Below are 18,318 nucleotides of genomic sequence, written 5' to 3'. Positions count from 1 at the left end.
ATAATCTGTCGATGTTGTTCAGGAATTCTGATTAAAGGAAAAACGGACCTGAAAAAGGTCCGTTGTCAGAAGGAGTTAGCCTAACGTGGTGGCAGCGCTGATTTGATCATCCGCCAGGTGCTCCACAGCCCAAAGCCGCGTTTCGCCCAGCGTAGTAGCCGATTAGGGCTGCGAATTGACCAGATTGCCAGCGCGCTGCTACCAATCGCCAGATAGCGGCGCAAACTGAGGAAGGTGAGCCAGCCCCTATCATACTGCGCGGTGCTCTCCAGCCAGTCACGCCTGGCTGCGCTCAGATCCAGCCGTTGCTGTTGTACCTGATTCAGCAATGCGTGGATGCGTGCTTCGCGCTCGCGGCGACTCATGAGCGATGCTCCTCCAGCAGTTTGCGATCGGTATCCAGCTCTTTGCGCGTATGGCGCAGCAGTGTGGACTGGCGGGATTTACGCAGTGTCCAGACACCAAAAATCAGCGCCAGCAGGAACAGGACGGCAGTGGTAATCGCAATCGCCATCAGCCGATATTGCGCATCCACCGCCCAGATGATCAGCACCATCAGGCTCATTAACCCGAAAGCGGTAAACAGCATGGTAAGGCCCACCATCATCAACATCTGAATCAGGTTGGCTTTTTCCTCTTCCAGTTCCACCACTGCCAGGCGGACGCGTGTCTCAACGATACTGACCAACGTGGTAACGATACGTTGACCAATGTTGATGACCCCTTTGCCCGGGCCGTGGCTTTGCTGACTGTCACTCATCATTAACGCCGTGAAAGCAGAATGCCGATGACCACACCCACCGCAGCACCAATACCGACGCCGTGCCAGGGATTTTCACGCACGTAATCATCTGCCTTATGTGCGGCTTCGCGGGTGGATTGCGCCAGGCGTTCGCCAGACTCGCCCAGGCGTTCACGCGAAGTGTCGAGGGCTTCGCGGGCTTTCTGACGCAATTTATCCAGCTCAGTCTTTGACTTCTCGCCGGTGCTGCTCAGTACTTCTTCCAGGGTGTCGGCCAGGTTTTTCAGTTCGGCACGCAAATGTTCTGATGTTGGTTCTTTAGCCATGAAAATCTCCTTTTATGCCCGTCATACTTCAGGCTACAGGTACGTTGGCTGCGTTCATATACCTCAGTCACTTACTGAGGTAAGCTCCTGAAGTCTATGAGCTTGCCGCCTTCCTGTAACCTGAATTATTTAGGGCATATAACAGTAAGTCCGATTAATAGCGTTCAGCTTCGAGTTGCTTTAACTCGTGCTGCGCTTCTTCCAGCTTGCGCTCGCGTTTAGCGATCTTCTCTTTGTCATTACCTTCCTGGCGCTCTTCTTTCAACTCACGCTCACGTTCGGCGACATCATGCTTTTGCGCCTCAATACGCTCATGATGTGCAGCTTTCAGTTTTTCATCGGTACAACTGGCGCGCACTTCGGTTAGCGCACGCTCCAGCCCGTTTACCCGGCGCTGGTTATCATGTTGCTTTGCCATACCAATTTCGCGCTGAATGTCCTGCTCCTTCTGCTGACATAGTGACTCTGCTGCCAGAAGTGAGCCGGAGAGGGAGAGGAGAACAGCACCCAGGAGTAATTGACGTTTCATCAGGTAAAACCTTCCTTTGTGAATGACCTGCCGCAAACCGGGCAGGAGAGGCTTCCCAGCTTGTCTTGTGCTCGCGCTACCTTTAAGCATAGACAGCGGATGAAAAAATTCAAAGAAGACGCGGGGATAGCGAGGGTTGTGGTCGCCCGGACGAGTATCCGGACGACGCAATTTAGCTGTAAGTCAGACGACTGGGGTCCTGATTTTGCTGCGATGCCTGATGACCGGCGGCCACAACAAAACCCTGTGGCAGCAGGCGACGCAGTACCTTCTGCGCGGCCAGGCTTTGCTCTTCGTTTTCGAAATGAATCACCAATGCATCACCAGAAGGCGTGATGCTTTTAATGCGCACGCCCTGGGCGGAGAGTTGCTGATACAGATAGAAGCCATCCGGCAGCGGGGTGCCGCTGTTGGCAACGCGAATCTGCACCACAGTTTCATGGCTCAGCAGCGCAGGGGCGAAACTGATGGCAACGAGAGCCAGCGCAGCGCCCAACAACCAGGGCAGAAGACGCCTTGGGATGCGGGTCAGAATTTTCATCACTGTGATTTCCCATTCTGATCAGACTGACGTTTACGCCACAACACCACCAGTGACCCGACAAGACCAAACACCAGCAACACCAGGGGAAGCATCATCAGGCAAAACATCAATTCGTCTTCATAGCGACGGAAAATGGGGGTTTTGCCAAGTGCGAAACCGAGCACTGTAAGGATCACTACCCACAGCAAACCGCTCACCCAGTTAAAAAACTGGAAACGCGCATTGCTGAGGCCAGATAACCCGGCAATGGTTGGCAGCAGAGTACGCACAAACGCGATAAAACGGCCAATCAGCAGGGCGGAAAGCCCATGACGATGGAACAGGCTGTGCGCGCGTTGATGATATTGCGCGGGTAAATGGGAAAGCCATTTTTGTACCGTGGGGGTATTCCCCAGCCAGCGTCCCTGAATGTAGCTAACCCAGCAACCGAGGCTGGCACCGGTGGTCAGGACCAGAATGGTGAGTGGAAAGTTCATGGTGCCTTTGGCGATCAGCACGCCAACCAGAATCAGCAAGCTATCGCCGGGCAGAAATGCAGCGGGCAGTAGGCCGTTCTCAAGGAAGAGAATCATGAACAGCACGCCATAAATGGCCCACACCAGTGTCGGGTCGGAAAGGGTTTCAAAATCCTGCTGCCATAAGGCATGCAGTAATGCCTGCAAAATATCCATCAATCGGTCCTGAACATCATTGTTAAACGTGCCCGAAGGGCTGGAGCACTAGCTGGCAGTTTGGTTATGCATTTTAGGAGCGCAGCTGAGCCGGATTTTCCGGATCCTTCCAGAATTGATTGTTAAATCAGCAACTTTTTAATGCCCTGTCGCAAAGGGTAAGAAAAGGGCGATAACTGTAACAAAAATCATGGATCTGAGACAGTAGAAAGTTCCCGCAAGAGAGGAGTTTTACCTTTAGATGCAACTGGTCAAAAGGAGCTTTACATGAGCTGACACTATTGCAGATTAACTGACTTTCCTGCCGGAAAAATCAGCAAAATTAGCGGGAATTATCAGTGCCTTCCGGCAGGATGACCGGGTTTTCAGCAAACATGTAACGATCGACATTAAACTCAAAATCGTCTGCGGTAGCGTTAAACAACATCTGTTTAGTATTTTCCAGATGTTGCCACATAGCCAGCTTACTGGCGGCGGGATCTTTGCGGATGAGTGCTTTCAGAATCTGATCGTGATCATCGCACCAACTGAGGATGTTGCGCTGATCAATATGCTCATGCAACTTCAGCCAATAGGGGTTATGCAGGCGGTGCAACCACATCTTCTCGACAATGGCGGCTAAGGCGCTGTTCTGCGTCGATTGTGCAATGCGGACGTGGAACTGCATATCCCATTCAGAATCACGAAAATGGTCTTCCTGGCGGGCCTTCTCCTGAATGGCCATCAGCGCGATGATATCCTGGCGAGTCACCTGGGTTGCCGCGAACTCCGCGACATTACTCTCAATCAACTGACGTGCCTGCAACAATTCAAACGGACCAAAACTGGCGAATTCCAACTGGCTGGAGGTCACGATACGGTTTTGCTGTTGGCTGGCAATAACGTGAATGCCTGAACCTTTGCGCACTTCCACGTAGCCTTCGACTTCCAGCATGATGATCGCTTCACGTACCACGGTACGGCTGACCTGCATCTCCTCAGCAATTAAACGCTCGGCAGGAAGTTTATCACCCACCGGGTATTCTCCGGCTTCAATGCGGCGTTTCAGCTCGCTGGCCAGTTGTTGATAAAGACGTCGGGATTCGGTCAGGTCCATTGCGCGGTTCCGCTATGCAGGTAAACGAGGAGTTGTTATACCACTTCGGCCGGGCGGAAGAAATGGGCTGGCTCACACCAGCCCAAAGAGATTAACTACGGACCGCCGCAGTTTGTACGGGTGGCGCGCTTTCCATTTCGGAAACCGGTTTGTTTTTCAGCACACTCCAGATAACGACCGCGCCGATCAGGTCAAACACCGCCAGAGCAGCAAACAGCGGGCTAAAGCCGAGGGTATCGGCCAGGGCACCCACCACCAGGGCAAACAGGGTGCTGGCGGTCCAGGCTGCCATACCGGTCAGGCCATTAGCGGTTGCCACTTCATTGCGACCAAACACGTCAGATGACAGGGTAATCAGTGCACCGGACAGGGCCTGGTGAGCAAAACCGCCGATACACAGCAGACCAATTGCCACATACGGACTGGTAAACAAGCCGATGGTACCGGGGCCAATCATCAGCACTGCACCCATCGTGACCACCAACTTACGTGAGACGATCAGATTGACACCGAACCAGCGTTGAAACAGCGGCGGTAAATAACCCCCCAGGATGCAGCCGAAGTCAGCAAACAACATCGGCATCCAGGCGAACAGTGCAATCTCTTTCAGATTGAAGCCATACACCTTAAACATAAACAGCGGAATCCAGGCGTTGAAGGTGCCCCAGGCAGGTTCAGCCAGGAAACGTGGCAGCGCAATGCCCCAGAACTGGCGATTACGCAGAATCTGACCAACCGACATTTTGCTGTTGTTACCGGTTTGATGCTGTACTTCCTGGCCGGCAATGATGTAGTGGCGTTCTTCCTCGCTCAGCTTGGTTTGCTGCTTCGGATGTTTATAAAACACCAGCCAGCACAGTGCCCAAATCATGCTCAGCACCCCGGTAACGATAAACGCCATCTGCCAGCTATGTGCCACAATGGCCCAGACCACCAGCGGCGGTGCCAGCATCGCACCTATCGATGAACCCACATTGAAGTAGCCCACCGCCACAGAACGTTCTTTGGCCGGAAACCACTCGCTGCTGGCTTTTAATCCTGCCGGGATCATGGCTGCTTCTGCGGCACCGACCGCACCACGCGCCAGCGCAAACCCACCCCAACTCCCTGCTAACGCAGTGGCGGCGCAGAAGATAGCCCAAAGTATCGCAAACACCGCATAGCCGACCTTCGTGCCCAGCATATCCAGCACATAACCAGCGACCGGTTGCATCACGGTGTAACAGGCCGAATACGCGGCGACGATATATGAATATTGCTGGGTGGTGATGTGAAGCTGGGTCGCCAGCGTGGGTGCTGCTACGGCAATAGTATTACGCGTCAGGTAGCCCAGAACGGTGCCCATCGTCACCAGTCCAATCATGTACCAGCGTAGCCCTTTGATCTTACGCATCATTAACCTCTTCCAGTTTGTCGTTGCGGCGTTGCCGCTGTTGTTATCTGGAGCGGGACTGCTCGTGAGACAGCTCTCTTCACGCCCGCAGACGCTGAAACGCGCCTTTATTTCCTTGCCTGTGCCATCGGTCTGGCATCAATGGAGCGAGAGGTTAACTTGTTATACAACTTTAAAAGTTGAGAGCCATCACAAAAACCCTTCAAGGCGTGTGTGATACTGTTCTTCGACGTAATAACAGCAGGTTAGCGGTATTTTTGCGGCTTTTTTGTCCATATCCACATCAAAGATCTGTCATTAATGTGAGGTTTGTCGCAAAGAATTCCGCCGTTTATCAAAATTGGTATGATAACTTTGTGTCATTAGCCAACGGGCTACAAAAATGAGGAAGCAGGTATGTCGCGTTTTATGACTGAGGATTTTTTACTGGAAAGCGAATTTGCGCGTCGTCTTTATCATGACTACGCCAAAGACCAGCCGATTTTCGATTATCACTGTCACTTGCCGCCACAGCAGATTGCCGAAAATTACCGCTTTACCAACCTCTATGACATCTGGCTGAAAGGCGATCACTACAAATGGCGAGCGATGCGCGCCAATGGCGTACCGGAAGCCCTTTGCACCGGCAACGCCACCGACCGTGAAAAATTCAATGCCTGGGCGCGTACTGTGCCGCACACCATTGGTAACCCGTTGTATCACTGGACGCACCTCGAACTGCGACGCCCCTTTGGCATCACCAATGTGTTGCTGTCTGAGCAGACGGCAGATGACATTTGGGATCGCTGCAATGCGTTGCTGGCACAGGATGCCTTCACCGCACGCGGCATTATGCAGCAGATGAAGGTGAAAATGGTCGGCACCACCGACGACCCGCTTGACGATTTACAGCATCATCGCGCCCTGGCGCAGGATGACAGCTTCAGCGTCAAAGTGCTGCCGAGCTGGCGTCCGGACAAAGCCTTTAACATTGAGCTGGAAACCTTCCTGCCGTGGATCCACAAGCTGGAGCAAGTGGCGGATGTCAGCGTGCAGCGTTTTGACGATCTACGTCGTGCCTTAAGCAAACGCCTTGATCACTTTGCCGCTCACGGCTGCAAGATTTCCGATCATGCGCTGGATGTGGTGGTGTATGCAGAGGCTGATGAGGCCACACTTGATGGCATCCTGACGCGTCGTTTGCAGGGTGGTTCCCCATCCAGCGAAGAAACCGCGCAATTCAAAACGGCGGTGCTGGTGTGGCTGGGCAGTGAATATGCCCGTCGCGGTTGGGCGCAGCAGTACCACATCGGTGCACTGCGTAACGCCAATCGTCACCACTTTGAGCTGCTGGGACCGGATACCGGTTTCGATTCTATCAACGATGCACCGCTGGCGATCCCGCTGGCTCGTCTGTTGGATGCACAAAATCGGCAAAACGCATTACCGAAAACCATCCTGTATTGCCTAAACCCGCGCGACAACGAAGTACTGGCGACGATGGCCGGGAATTTCCAGGGTGAAGGGGAACCGGGCAAGATGCAGTTTGGCTCGGCATGGTGGTTCAACGATCAGCTCGATGGCATGCAGCGTCAAATGACGCAACTGGCGCAGATTGGCCTGTTGAGCCGTTTTGTCGGCATGTTGACCGACAGCCGTAGCTTCCTGTCCTATACCCGTCACGAATATTTCCGCCGTCTGCTGTGCCAGATGATCGGCAATTGGGTGGAACGCGGCGAAGCACCTGCCGACGAAGCACTGCTGGGGCAGATGGTACAAAACATCTGCTTCAACAATGCCCGTGATTACTTCGGCATTGAGTTAGGAGCCTGATGATGCAGCGGCTAAACCGTCACGACTTTCCCGGCCCGCGCTATACCGACCGCGTAATCCAGTTTGGCGAAGGGAATTTTCTGCGCGCCTTTATTGACTGGCAACTCGACTGGCTCAATGAGCATCAGGGTACCGATGCCGGTGTGGTGGTGGTGCGGCCGCGTAACCGAGAAGTGAAAGACTCGCTGAATCAGCAGGATGGGTTGTACACCACGCTGATTCGCGGGCTGAATGCGGCGGGTGAGCAGGTGAGCGAAACCCGCCTGATTCGCAGCCTCAACCGGGAAATTCAACCCTATCAACAATTCGACGATTTTCTGGCCCTGGCACGCGCGCCAGAGATGCGTTTTGTGTTCTCCAATACCACGGAAGCAGGCATTGCGTTTGCCGAACAGGATCAACTGACCGATGCGCCAGCCTCCTCCTTTCCCGGCAAGCTGACCCAGCTGCTGTGGGCGCGTTATCAGCATTTTGCCGGGGACGCTGCTAAGGGCTGGTTAATCGTTCCCTGCGAATTGATCGACTACAACGGCGATACGCTCCGCGCGCTGGTACTGCGCTATGCCGACCACTGGCAGTTACCGCAGGCATTTGCCCACTGGGTACAGCAGCATTGCGCGTTCTACAACACGCTGGTTGATCGTATCGTCACCGGCTTCCCGGCCGACAGTGAAGCTATCGCTACCCAACTGGGTTACGAAGATCGTTTCCTGGTGGCGGGTGAGGTGTATTACCAGTTTGTGATTCAGGGACCGGCGGCACTGGCACAAGAGCTGAAGTTGGCCGTGCTGGCACCTGAAGTGAAGCTGGTGGAAGACATCACTCCTTACAAGGCGCAAAAAGTGGCGATCCTCAACGGCGCGCACACTGCGATGGTGCCGGTGGCGTTCCAGTCCGGTCTGGAGAGCGTCGGAGAAGCGATGGACGATGCGCAGATCGCGGGCTTTGTTGAGGCGTTACTGCGCGATGAAGTGATCCCTACTCTCGACTTGCCGCCTGCTGAGCTGCATGCCTTTGCTGCTGCGGTACAGCGCCGTTTCCGTAACCCATTTATTCGCCATGCACTGCTTTCTATCGCGCTGAACGGCATGACCAAATTCCGTACCCGCCTGCTGCCGCAGCTATTGCTGGCGCAGCAACAACTGGGTAGCTGGCCGCCGCGCCTGACCTTCGCCTTTGCCGCGTTGCTGGCGTTTTATCGCGGTCAGCAGGGCGATAAAAGTTGGCCGTTGCAGGACGATGCCCACTGGCTGCAACGCTATGCCGAACTCTGGCCTGCGGTGCAATCGCAACAGCTGCCCGTGGAACAACTGGTCAGCACGGTTCTGAGCGATGCCAACCACTGGGGCGAAGATTTAACCCGGCAGCCAGGGCTGGTGGCTGCGGTAAGCCAACACCTGCAAAACATCATCGTTCACGGGATGCGAACGGCGCTGACACAACTGAGATAACGCTATGCAAGATGCGATAAGAATACATTCACGCGATAACGTCGCTGTGGCGTTGCGCGATTTGGAAGCCAATACCCTCGTTGAAATCGATCACGTCCGTGTTGAGCTGCGTCAGGCCGTGGGTCGCGGTCATAAATTTGCGCTGCAACCGCTGGCGACCGATGCGCTGGTGATCAAATACGGATTGCCGATTGCGCACGCTACGCAGCCGATTGACGCGGGTGAAATCATCCATTCGCAGAACGCGCGCACCAACCTGAGCGATCTCGACGAATATGATTATCAGCCCGATTTTCTTGCACTGCCGCCGCAGGCCGGGGATCGCGAAGTACAGATTTACCGTCGCGCCAGCGGCGAAGTGGGGATTCGCAATGAATTGTGGATCCTGCCAACCGTGGGTTGCGTTAACGGCATTGCGCGCCAAATTCTGCAACGTTTTCTCAAAGAGACGGACGATGCGGCAGGGATCGATGGCGTGCATCTGTTCAGCCATCCGTTTGGTTGCTCGCAGTTGGGCCAGGACCATGAAAACACCCGCACCATGTTGCAGAATATGGTGCGTCATCCGAATGCTGGCGCGGTGCTGGTGATTGGTCTGGGCTGTGAGAACAATCAGGTGGATGTGTTCCGCGACACCCTCGGCGCGTATGAAAGCGATCGCGTGCAATTTATGGTGTGTCAGCAGCAGGACGATGAAGTGGAGGCCGGACTCGAGCGGCTGCACGCGTTATACAACGTGATGCGTCACGATCAGCGCCAGCCGGGCAAACTCAGCGAGCTGAAGTTTGGTCTGGAGTGTGGCGGTTCGGACGGTTTTTCCGGCATCACGGCGAACCCGATGCTGGGGCGTTTCTCCGATCAGATGATCGCCAATGGCGGCACCACGGTGCTGACCGAAGTGCCGGAGATGTTCGGGGCGGAGCGCATTCTGATGAGCCGCTGCCGTGATGAAGCCACCTTTGACAAAACGGTGGCGATGATTAACGACTTCAAACGCTACTTTATCGACCATCAACAGCCGATTTATGAAAATCCCTCACCGGGCAATAAAGCCGGGGGCATCACCACGCTGGAGGAGAAGTCGCTGGGTTGTACGCAAAAAGCCGGGCAGAGCCAGGTGGTGGATGTGCTGAAATACGGTGAGCGCCTGAAAACGCCAGGTCTTAATCTGCTCAGCGCGCCAGGCAATGATGCCGTTGCCACCAGTGCCTTAGCGGGCGCGGGCTGCCATATGGTGTTGTTTACCACCGGACGTGGCACGCCTTATGGCGGCTTTGTACCGACGGTGAAAATTGCCACCAATACGCAATTGGCGGAGAAAAAGCCGCACTGGATTGATTTCAACGCCGGACGACTGATTGAGGGCATGAGTATGGATGCGATGCTGGCCGATTTTGTCGAGATGATCGTCGCCATTGCCAACGGTAAGCCTGCGCGCAATGAAGCCAATGACTTCCGTGAACTGGCGATTTTTAAAAGCGGAGTGACGCTGTAAACCGCGTAGCGGCGCGATTTATCGCGCACGAAATTGCACGATAAATCGCGCCGCTACGGGAAATAATTATACTGCGGTGCGCGTCTCGCGTTCTGCTTCGGCCTGACATACCGCCGCGGTAAACAGAATATCGGTTGACGAGTTCAGCGCGGTTTCGGCTGAATCCTGCAACACGCCAATAATAAAGCCCACCGCAACCACCTGCATCGCCAGATCATTAGGTATGCCAAACATATTACAGGCAACCGGGATCAGCAGCAGGGAACCCCCCGCCACCCCGGAAGCGCCACAGGCGCACAGCGAGGCCACCAGGCTGAGCAGAATCGCCGTCGGCACATCAACAGAAATCCCCAGCGTATGCACTGCCGCTAGCGTCAGCACGGTAATGGTGATTGACGCACCCGCCATGCTGATGGTGGCACCCAGCGGAATCGAGACTGAATAGGTGTCTTCATCAAGGCCCAGGCGTTTCGCCAGCGCCATATTCACCGGAATATTGGCCGCGGAACTGCGGGTAAAGAAGGCGGTCACGCCGCTTTCGCGGATGCAGGTGAACACCAACGGGTACGGATTGCGGCGGATTTTGTTGAACACCAGCAGTGGGTTGACCACCAACGCCATCAGCAACATACAACCCAGCAGCAGCGACAACAGGCTGGCATATTCCCACAGCGCATCAAAACCGGTGGAGGCAAGAATCGATGCCACCAGGCCGAAAATACCCAGCGGCGCACAGCGGATCACGCAACGTACCACCCAGGTCGCGGCGTTTGAGGCATCATTGAGGAAAGCTTTGCTGCTCGGGCTGGCGTGACGGAATGCCAGGCCAAGCCCCAGTGCCCATACCAGAATACCGATGTAATTGGCGTTCATCAGGGCATCAATCGGGTTCGCCACCATACTCATCAGCAGGCCATGCAGCACCTCGGCGATCCCGGACGGCGGAGTGATTTCAGTTTTACCGACATTCATCGACAACATTTGCGGGAACAGATGGCTGAAAATCACCGCCACCACTGCCGCAAAGAAGGTGCTGAGCAGATACAGCATGATAATCGGGCGGATATTGGTTTTCTGTCCTTGCTGATGGTTAGCAATCGAGGAGATCACCAGCACCAGGACCAACAGCGGTGCCACGGCTTTTAGCGCGCGAACGAACAGTTCACCCAACAGGCCGACCGCCAGCGCGGCATCACGCGAGAACCAGGCCAGCGCCACACCGGCAATCAGACCCAGCATAATTTGTTTTACCAGGCTGCCCGCAAACAGCGCGCCCAGACGTCCAATGATGTTTGTTTGCATATCACGATCTTTTTATATGGCGGTAATAAGTTTGCTGCGCGGAGCCACCACGCAGCCCTAGTTTAACGGGCGGAGTATAAGGAAAACATGCGTTGAAGAAAGAGAAAATTCTGTCTTTGTGGGAATGATTGGATTTTCGATCTGCTAATGATGTTATCTGTGACAGCAGTATAAAATGTGACTGTTTATAGTGGCAAAATAAAGCAGGGGCGATTAACGCCCCTGTAGCAGATTATGATGATATCTTCTTCTGGTCGTTTCTGCGGTTAACCCAGGCATTAATCAGCAGTGTTCCCCCCAAAATCACCCCAACTACCGTCAGCGAAACCCCCACCGGGATATGCCAGAACTCGACGATCAGCATCTTGATACCGATAAACACCAGCACAATCGCCAGACCGTATTTGAGCATTGAGAAACGCTCGGCCACGTTTGCCAGCAGGAAGTACATGGCACGCAGACCGAGGATGGCGAACAGGTTAGACGTCAGCACGATAAACGGATCGGTGGTGACGGCAAAGATTGCCGGGATACTGTCGACGGCAAAGATCACGTCGCTCAGCTCCACCATAATCAACACCAACAACAACGGAGTAGCGAACAGCACGCCGTTTTTACGCGTGAAGAATTTCTCACCTTCCAGACTATCGGTCATGCGCAGGTGCTTGCGCAGCCAGCGCACCAGCGGTTTGTCGCCGACGGCGTTGTCATCTTCTTCTTTCGCCAGCGCCATTTTCAGGCCAGTGAACAGCAGGAAGGCACCGAAGATATACAGAATCCAGCTGAACTGCGTAACCAGCCAGCTACCACCGAAAATCATGATGGTACGCAGCACGATCGCGCCCAATACGCCATAAATCAACACACGACGTTGCAGTTGCGCCGGAATAGCGAAGTAGCTGAACAACATCAACCAGACAAAGACGTTATCGACTGCCAGCGCTTTTTCCAGAATATAACCGGTGAGGAAAGCGAGGGTTTGGGCGGTGGCAACCTCGCGCCCGGCGGTGCCGTTGAGGTACCACCAGAAGGCGGCGCTGAACAGCAATGAGATGGAAACCCAAACCAGCGACCAGACAGCCGCTTGTTTGAATGACATTGTTTGTGCGCCGCGACGTCCCTGAAGAAAGAGATCGATCGCCAGCATGATAAGCACTACGACAGCAAAGCTGCCCCAGAGTAGTGGCGTACCTACAGATTGCATAAGCGTATCCTGTCCTGAAAATAAAAAAGGCTGATGTCAGAAGACGTCAGCCGCTTTATTAGGTATAAGCAAACCTCGCCTTCCGGCAAGGTCTCACTTACAACTCAGAATAGATTCCGCGTTGCCTGATGACCGGATGGGCAAATAGCGCATCGTAATGACGATCAATCAGCTTACAAGTTACTCCCCTTTGCTGTTGCGTAAATTACGTGCTGCAAAGTGAATAAGCAATAAGATGTCGGAAATATTTAGACATATTTACACAACAAGCGCCATTTCGTAGCGGCGCGATTTATCGCGCAATTTTGTGTGCGCTCCAGGAAAAACCGCGCGATGAATCGCGCCGCTACGGGGGCGTATCATCAATTAGCCTGATCTGCCGGGAAAACCACGCCAGTCTGACGGCGGATTTCCGTCAGCAGCGCTGCGGTGATCCGCGACGCCTGCAACCCCGGGTGTTCCACCAGGCCCTGGCTTACCAGTTGCGCAAAGGTTTCGGCCTCATACAGCATCGAGTTGATATGCTGTGGTTGGGTCAGGTTCTGGCTCTCGCCGCCACGCGGGGTAAAACGCAGTTGCTGGCACTCGGAAATTTTCTCGATCACCAGTGAACCTGCTTCGCCCTGAATCTCACTCGGAATCAGTGAATCGCTGACTTTCGAATGCAAAATCGTCACATCAAAATCGCCGTAGCCCAACACCACCACGCCGTGCGCATCCACGCCGCTTGCCAGCAGTGACGCTTGTGCAGTGACCCGTTGTGGTTCACCCCATAACGTCACCGCCGCTGCGAGGCAGTAGTAACCAATATCCATGATCGAACCATTGGACCAGCGCGGATTAAAGGTATTGGGGTTTTCACCATCAAGATAACGCTGATAACGTGATGAATACTGACAATAATTAAGCATCGCTTTGCGCAGCTTGCCGACCTGCGGTAACGCTTTTTGTAACTGCAAAAAAGTGGGCAGGCTGGCAGTTTTAAAGGCTTCGAACAGCACCACCTTGTTGTCACGCGCGCAGGCGATCATCGCTTCTGCTTCACGCAGGTTGGAGGACAGTGGCTTTTCGCAGATCACATGCTTGCCGTGCGACATAAACAGCAGCGCCTGCTCGCAGTGCAATGCATTGGGACTGGCGAGGTACACCGCATCAATGGCATCGCTGGCGGCCATCTGTTCCAGCGAGGTGAAGGTTAGCGGGCAAGGATAATCTGCGGCGAACGCTTCAGCCTGCTGCTGGCTGCGCGAATAGATGGCGCTCAGTTTCATTTTGCCGCTTTCATGTGCGGCGTCGATAAACTGGCGGGTGATCCAGTTGGTTCCCACAATAGCGAAGCGAATCACGTACGGTTTCTCCGGCAAGGGTAAAACGGCAGAGTAACACGCTGACCCGGTGGCGTAATTAGCAAACGCAGGCGAAATTTGATCCTGAGATCCGCATTCCAATATGATGATGCAGCTACGATTTTTAACCCGGAAAGAAGAGGACGCGCGGGTGAGCGGAAGTAAAAATGCCCTGAACTGGACCACATTGCTGATTGCTATCCCCGTGGGGTGTGCGGCCTCGCTGGTCACGCTGGCTTTTCGCGGGGTGATCGATCTGATTAACCGTTTGTTATTTAACAGCGATAACGAAATCACGGTGGCGATGCACGCCTGGCCGTGGATTTTCTGGCCGCTGTTGGTTGGCGCGGGCGGCCTGTTGGCCGGGTGGTTTTTACGTTATGCCGTGACCATCGAGCAGCAGGAAACGGTGAAAACCGATTATCTGGAGGTGATCAACGCCCGGCTGGATGCGGTGCCGACTAAAACATCGCTATTTCGCGCCCTGTCATCGATCGCCAGTATCGGCAGCGGTGCCTCAATCGGTAAAGAAGGGCCGATGGTGCAGCTCTCGGCGTTGTGCGGCAGCCTGATCGGGCGCTGGTTGCCAAAATCACTTGGCCTGCGTAACAGCGATATTGTGGCGATGGCCGCCGCAGCCGGACTTTCGTCGGTGTACCACGCACCGCTTGCCTCGGCCATTTTTGTTGCGGAGATTGCTTTTGGCATCTCCGCGTTGCAACGTCTGATCCCGCTGGTGATCGCCTCGGCGGTTGCGGTGATGACCATGTGGTCGCTGGGATTCCGCAGCGCGCTTTATCCGCTTTCCAATGTGACTTTCCAGATGGATATCACCAGCCTGCTGCTGACGGTGGTGATTGGGCTGGCATCCGGGCTGGCTGGCTGGTTGCTGATTAAATTGATTGCGCGCAGCAAGACGATGTTCAGTCGGGTACGTTCCCTGCCGCTACGGCTGGGCGCTGGCGGGTTGGCGGTGGGCTTTCTGGCGCTAATCTCCACCGATATTCTGGGTAACGGCTATGAAGTGATCGTCAAAATCATCGATGGTCATTATCTGCTGGGTGGCTTGCTGGCGTTGTTGGTATTAAAAACCCTGGCGACCACGCTTTCGGTTGGCTCCAATGCGGTCGGCGGATTGTTCACCCCTTCGTTACTGATTGGCGCGCTGCTGGGGGCGTTGCTGGCAAGTTTAGGGGCGGTGTTGCATCTGCCGGTCGGCGATACGTTGTTATACGCGGCGGTCGGTATGGCGGCGGTGCTGGCGGCCGTCAGCCAGGCACCGTTAATGGCGATGCTGATGGTGCTGGAGATGACGCTTAACAGCAGCCTGCTGTTCCCGTTGATGATTGCGTCGGTGCTGGCCTCGATGCTGGTGTACCGCCTGCAATCCGCCAGTACCTATCCGGTGGTGAGTGGGCATCTGAGTCGTTCCGAAGCCAAATACGATTTCGATAATATGCGTGTCGACCAACTGATCATTCCCGGTGCCGCCTTGCAGCCAGAGGAATCGGTGGGGCAGGCGCTGGCGGTCAGCTCGCTGAAGCGTGAGCGTTATGTCTATGTCATCAATGCCAGCGGCCAGTTTCTCGGCGTCGTGTCGATTCACGATATTGCGCGCAAAGTGCTGGCGGAGGAGATCACCCTGCATTCACCGGTCAGTACGGTGATGGACAGTAATTTCCCGTGTATTTATCAGAACCAAAGCATGCGCGAAGGGTGGGAGGCGTTTGCCCGTGTCACGCTGGAACGTCTGCCAGTGCTGAATAACCCGCAGGAGCGCCGTTTCCTTGGCGCGTTGACCAAAACCAGTCTGATTCAGAAGGCGCAGGAATTTTTGTAATCCTGCCAGGAGCAGCGCCCGATGCAGGGCGCTGCTGGCGGCTTAACGAATGGCGTAGGTTTCAATTTCTACCCGCTGCCAGGTTCGCAGCATCGAATCCACCTGCACGATGGTGCTGGCCGGACGGATGGTGCCAAAGGTTTCAAGATGCGCCTTTGCCACCTTTTCCGCATCGTTGATGTCACGGACATACACCACGGTACGGACCACATCCTCCATTTCCATATCCGCCTGCTGAATCACGCTGGCGATGGTGTTCATGATCGATTTTGTCTGCTCGTAAGCATCGGCCTTTTCAAAGTCAGGCGTGGCGCAGGTGCCTGAGATATGCAGCTGATTGTCGGCTTTGACCGCCCGTGAGTAACCAAAAACAGACTCATAGGCACCGCCGGAAGAGATTTTAACTTTCGTGGTCAGGCTCATTTTATGCTCCATAGATACACAGGTGATAAAGAGAGGTCAGGACGGCAAGGGCTTGCCGGTACGGTCCTGCATTTTCCACAGCGCCAGCAGACCCAGCACTGCGCCGCCCATCAGGTAAAACGCCGGGATTAGCGTGATACCGGTTTTTTCGATCAGCCAGGTATTCACCAGTGGCGCGGTGCCGCCGAGCAGTGAAACCGACAGGTTGTAGCTAATGGCGAAGCAGCTGTAGCGTACGGTGGTGCCGAATAGCGAAGTCAGGGTGGCAGGGATGGTGCCCTCGAAGAACAACATGCCGAGAATTAACACCGCCATACCGATGACGATCGCCGCCAGGCCATGACTTTGAATCGCCCAGAATACGGGGATCGCAGAAAGGATGATCAGCACACAGCCGGTCAGGAGCATGCGCTTTCTGCCAACCCGGTCACCCAGCATGCCGAACAGCGGGATAAACAGCAGCAGCGCGAGGGTCGCAATCAGCGACAGCCGGGCGCTGAATTCGGCGGATTTCCCCATAAAGCTCACCAGGTAGCTCGGGATATAACCCAGCACGATGTAGTAGTTGATATTGAAGGTGGCGACCAGACCGGCGCAACGTAGCAACTGCGGCCACTCTTTAAGGAATAATGTCCAGCGCGCTGGGGACTGCGCTTCGGCGCGGGCTTTACCGGCCTGCATTTCACGAAATACCGGGGTTTCATCGACGCGCAAACGGATAAACAGCGCGACAATGCCCAGCAATCCGGCAATCACGAACGGCACCCGCCAGCCCCAGGCAATCATGGTGTCATCGCCCAATGTATTGCTGATCACATTGACGATAACCCCGCCCACCAGGAAGCCGGAAATGTTGCCAAACTCCAGCCAACTGGTGAAAAAGGTGCGGCGTTTATCCGGGCTGTGTTCGGCGATAAAAATGCAGGAGCCGCCATATTCACCGCCGGTGGAGAGCCCCTGCAACATGCGCATCAACACCAGCAGAATCGGGGCGGCGATGCCTATGCTGTGATAACCGGGGATCAGCGCGATGCAGAGGGTGGCAATCGACATCAGGCTGATGCTGGCAACCAGCGCGGTACGGCGGCCATATTTATCGCCAATCGGGCCAAACAGAAAGCCTCCTAACGGCCGGATAACAAATCCGGCGGCAAATGCCGCATAAATGGCGATCAATTCGTTGTAGCTGTTGCTGGTGGGGAAGAAAACTTTTGCCATCGTCATCGCCATCGAGGAGTAGATAGCGAAATCGAACCATTCCACCATATTCCCCAGCGTGACGCCGGTGACTGCGCGAGTTAAATTTCCGTCGCGCGCCATGTGACGCGATGTCGGGCGCTCCTTTACATAGCGAACTGCTCCCTGAAGTGCTGGATTTATTGTTTGTTGTTTCATTGTCTTACCCTGTCTGTTTGAAGTGGAGTACGACGCCTGTGAAAAAAATGCTTAACGCATATAACTGCCCCCGGAGATAACCAGGGTTTCGCCGGTGATATAGCCCGGTTGTGAACTGAAGGCCCACACCCAGTCGGCGATCTCTCCGACACTGGCCGCGCGCTGCATCGGCACGGCTTTAACACCTTCATGAATACGCCCGCTTTTTAGCGTGCCTTCGGTCTCGACCCAGCCGGGGGCGATGGCGTTCACCACGATTTTTTTGCCAACCAACTCAATCGCCAGCGATTTCACCAGCGACACCACCGCAGCTTTCGAGGCGCTGTACAACAGCTGACCCGGCGAGACGGCAAAGGCATCGACTGAGGCAAACATCAGCAACGCGCCACCCTGTTCGCTGATAAATTCGCTGGCGACTTTGGCGGTATTTACGCTACCCAGCACGTTGACGTCGAAAATCTGGCGATAGAGCGCATCGTTGCTGCTCTCCAGCGTGGAAACCGGAAAAATCCCCGCAGCGTTGATCAGCGCGCTAACGCGACGGCCCTGGAGCGCAGCGGCCACCGCGTCGCGTAACGCGCTGTAGCTGGTGATATCAGCCACCACCGGCGTGATGCCGGGTTGTGGCGGTATTTCGCTGCGATCGATGGCGATCACCGCCCAGCCTTCGCGCTGAAACTTCTCCATCACGGCTTTGCCCATTCCGGAGGCGGCACCGGTGACCAGGGCAACAGGTTGTTTGTTCATGG

General features: G+C 54.9%; 18 protein-coding genes. 4 read left to right on the top strand and 14 right to left on the bottom strand.

Going from position 1 to position 18,318, the window contains the following annotated elements; genetic code table 11:
• Positions 1-80 precede the first annotated feature (80 nt).
• The 8 genes from AC6I8R_RS18030 to AC6I8R_RS17995 all read right to left on the bottom strand — a co-directional run bounded on the left by AC6I8R_RS18030 (position 81) and on the right by AC6I8R_RS17995 (position 5,301).
• The gene (locus tag AC6I8R_RS18030; protein WP_208724245.1) at positions 81-365 is read right to left on the bottom strand and encodes a YqjK-like family protein; all 285 of its coding nucleotides are present in this window, start codon (positions 363-365) and stop codon (positions 81-83) included.
• Positions 362-760 (bottom strand): phage holin family protein, encoded by a 399-nt coding sequence (locus AC6I8R_RS18025; RefSeq protein WP_200864654.1) that lies wholly within the window; start codon positions 758-760, stop codon positions 362-364. Before AC6I8R_RS18025 ends, AC6I8R_RS18030 begins: the two co-directional genes overlap by 4 nt.
• A 2-nt stretch (positions 761-762) precedes the next feature.
• On the bottom strand, positions 763-1,068 hold the full coding sequence (locus tag AC6I8R_RS18020; protein WP_208724244.1) for an ElaB/YgaM/YqjD family protein: 306 nt from the start codon (positions 1,066-1,068) through the stop codon (positions 763-765).
• A 154-nt stretch (positions 1,069-1,222) separates the two neighbouring features.
• Entirely contained in the window at positions 1,223-1,597 is a 375-nt protein-coding gene (locus tag AC6I8R_RS18015; protein ID WP_021183522.1) for a DUF1090 family protein, read from the bottom strand.
• Between the two features lie 172 nt (positions 1,598-1,769).
• On the bottom strand, positions 1,770-2,138 hold the full coding sequence (gene mzrA, locus AC6I8R_RS18010; RefSeq protein WP_021183521.1) for an EnvZ/OmpR regulon moderator MzrA: 369 nt from the start codon (positions 2,136-2,138) through the stop codon (positions 1,770-1,772).
• Positions 2,138-2,812: a DedA family protein gene (locus AC6I8R_RS18005; RefSeq protein WP_013510637.1), complete on the bottom strand. Its 675-nt coding sequence runs from the start codon at positions 2,810-2,812 to the stop codon at positions 2,138-2,140. The genes mzrA and AC6I8R_RS18005 overlap by 1 nt, the downstream gene beginning before the upstream one ends.
• A 322-nt stretch (positions 2,813-3,134) precedes the next feature.
• A complete protein-coding gene (gene exuR, locus AC6I8R_RS18000; protein WP_021183520.1) occupies positions 3,135-3,908 on the bottom strand; it encodes a transcriptional regulator ExuR in 774 nt (257 codons plus the stop codon).
• Positions 3,909-3,999: 91 nt separating this feature from the next.
• On the bottom strand, positions 4,000-5,301 hold the full coding sequence (locus tag AC6I8R_RS17995) for an MFS transporter (RefSeq protein ID WP_036625639.1): 1,302 nt from the start codon (positions 5,299-5,301) through the stop codon (positions 4,000-4,002).
• Between the two features lie 396 nt (positions 5,302-5,697).
• Here AC6I8R_RS17995 and uxaC point away from each other — a divergent pair, with 396 nt between their 5' ends.
• The 3 genes from uxaC to AC6I8R_RS17980 are packed head-to-tail and all read left to right on the top strand — an operon-like array spanning position 5,698 to position 10,059.
• The gene (uxaC, locus tag AC6I8R_RS17990; RefSeq protein WP_021183518.1) at positions 5,698-7,113 is read left to right on the top strand and encodes a glucuronate isomerase; all 1,416 of its coding nucleotides are present in this window, start codon (positions 5,698-5,700) and stop codon (positions 7,111-7,113) included.
• Between the two features lie 2 nt (positions 7,114-7,115).
• Positions 7,116-8,564, top strand: coding sequence for a tagaturonate reductase (locus tag AC6I8R_RS17985; protein ID WP_497832774.1), 1,449 nt, complete (start codon positions 7,116-7,118; stop codon positions 8,562-8,564).
• Positions 8,565-8,568: 4 nt separating this feature from the next.
• Positions 8,569-10,059, top strand: coding sequence for a UxaA family hydrolase (locus tag AC6I8R_RS17980; protein ID WP_021183516.1), 1,491 nt, complete (start codon positions 8,569-8,571; stop codon positions 10,057-10,059).
• A gap of 66 nt (positions 10,060-10,125) precedes the next feature.
• Here the strand turns inward: AC6I8R_RS17980 and sstT are convergent, their stop codons facing one another.
• The 3 genes from sstT to AC6I8R_RS17965 form a co-directional block, all read right to left on the bottom strand.
• Positions 10,126-11,361 (bottom strand): serine/threonine transporter SstT, encoded by a 1,236-nt coding sequence (gene sstT, locus AC6I8R_RS17975; RefSeq protein WP_415175686.1) that lies wholly within the window; start codon positions 11,359-11,361, stop codon positions 10,126-10,128.
• A 232-nt stretch (positions 11,362-11,593) separates the two neighbouring features.
• Positions 11,594-12,565, bottom strand: a complete 972-nt coding sequence (locus AC6I8R_RS17970) for a TerC family protein (protein WP_415175685.1) — start codon at positions 12,563-12,565, stop codon at positions 11,594-11,596.
• A 362-nt stretch (positions 12,566-12,927) separates the two neighbouring features.
• Positions 12,928-13,911, bottom strand: coding sequence for a Gfo/Idh/MocA family protein (locus AC6I8R_RS17965; RefSeq protein ID WP_415175684.1), 984 nt, complete (start codon positions 13,909-13,911; stop codon positions 12,928-12,930).
• A gap of 151 nt (positions 13,912-14,062) precedes the next feature.
• On the opposite strand from AC6I8R_RS17965, the gene AC6I8R_RS17960 reads away from it, so the two are divergent.
• On the top strand, positions 14,063-15,751 hold the full coding sequence (locus AC6I8R_RS17960; protein ID WP_415175683.1) for a chloride channel protein: 1,689 nt from the start codon (positions 14,063-14,065) through the stop codon (positions 15,749-15,751).
• A gap of 42 nt (positions 15,752-15,793) precedes the next feature.
• On the opposite strand, the gene AC6I8R_RS17955 is transcribed toward AC6I8R_RS17960, so the two are convergent.
• From AC6I8R_RS17955 to AC6I8R_RS17945, 3 genes are read right to left on the bottom strand one after another with little or no spacing between them, the layout of a single operon-like run.
• On the bottom strand, positions 15,794-16,174 hold the full coding sequence (locus AC6I8R_RS17955; RefSeq protein ID WP_021183511.1) for a Rid family hydrolase: 381 nt from the start codon (positions 16,172-16,174) through the stop codon (positions 15,794-15,796).
• Between the two features lie 36 nt (positions 16,175-16,210).
• The gene (locus tag AC6I8R_RS17950) at positions 16,211-17,569 is read right to left on the bottom strand and encodes an MFS transporter (protein WP_021183510.1); all 1,359 of its coding nucleotides are present in this window, start codon (positions 17,567-17,569) and stop codon (positions 16,211-16,213) included.
• Between the two features lie 51 nt (positions 17,570-17,620).
• Positions 17,621-18,316, bottom strand: a complete 696-nt coding sequence (locus AC6I8R_RS17945; protein WP_497832673.1) for an SDR family NAD(P)-dependent oxidoreductase — start codon at positions 18,314-18,316, stop codon at positions 17,621-17,623.
• Positions 18,317-18,318: the final 2 nt, after the last annotated feature.

This window comes from Pantoea sp. X-Soil-OKNW-713 (assembly GCF_059730685.1).
This window is presented reverse-complemented; position numbering and strand designations above follow the sequence as displayed.

Bases quoted from the DNA above. Each gene is read 5' to 3' on its own strand.
- AC6I8R_RS18030 (WP_208724245.1), bottom strand. From the start codon at position 365: ATGAGTCGCCGCGAGCGCGAAGCACGCATCCACGCATTGCTGAATCAG.
- AC6I8R_RS18025 (WP_200864654.1), bottom strand. From the start codon at position 760: ATGAGTGACAGTCAGCAAAGCCACGGCCCGGGCAAAGGGGTCATCAAC.
- AC6I8R_RS18020 (WP_208724244.1), bottom strand. From the start codon at position 1,068: ATGGCTAAAGAACCAACATCAGAACATTTGCGTGCCGAACTGAAAAAC.
- AC6I8R_RS18015 (WP_021183522.1), bottom strand. From the start codon at position 1,597: ATGAAACGTCAATTACTCCTGGGTGCTGTTCTCCTCTCCCTCTCCGGC.
- mzrA (WP_021183521.1), bottom strand. From the start codon at position 2,138: ATGAAAATTCTGACCCGCATCCCAAGGCGTCTTCTGCCCTGGTTGTTG.
- AC6I8R_RS18005 (WP_013510637.1), bottom strand. From the start codon at position 2,812: ATGGATATTTTGCAGGCATTACTGCATGCCTTATGGCAGCAGGATTTT.
- exuR (WP_021183520.1), bottom strand. From the start codon at position 3,908: ATGGACCTGACCGAATCCCGACGTCTTTATCAACAACTGGCCAGCGAG.
- AC6I8R_RS17995 (WP_036625639.1), bottom strand. From the start codon at position 5,301: ATGCGTAAGATCAAAGGGCTACGCTGGTACATGATTGGACTGGTGACG.
- uxaC (WP_021183518.1), top strand. From the start codon at position 5,698: ATGTCGCGTTTTATGACTGAGGATTTTTTACTGGAAAGCGAATTTGCG.
- AC6I8R_RS17985 (WP_497832774.1), top strand. From the start codon at position 7,116: ATGCAGCGGCTAAACCGTCACGACTTTCCCGGCCCGCGCTATACCGAC.
- AC6I8R_RS17980 (WP_021183516.1), top strand. From the start codon at position 8,569: ATGCAAGATGCGATAAGAATACATTCACGCGATAACGTCGCTGTGGCG.
- sstT (WP_415175686.1), bottom strand. From the start codon at position 11,361: ATGCAAACAAACATCATTGGACGTCTGGGCGCGCTGTTTGCGGGCAGC.
- AC6I8R_RS17970 (WP_415175685.1), bottom strand. From the start codon at position 12,565: ATGCAATCTGTAGGTACGCCACTACTCTGGGGCAGCTTTGCTGTCGTA.
- AC6I8R_RS17955 (WP_021183511.1), bottom strand. From the start codon at position 16,174: ATGAGCCTGACCACGAAAGTTAAAATCTCTTCCGGCGGTGCCTATGAG.
- AC6I8R_RS17950 (WP_021183510.1), bottom strand. From the start codon at position 17,569: ATGAAACAACAAACAATAAATCCAGCACTTCAGGGAGCAGTTCGCTAT.
- AC6I8R_RS17945 (WP_497832673.1), bottom strand. From the start codon at position 18,316: ATGAACAAACAACCTGTTGCCCTGGTCACCGGTGCCGCCTCCGGAATG.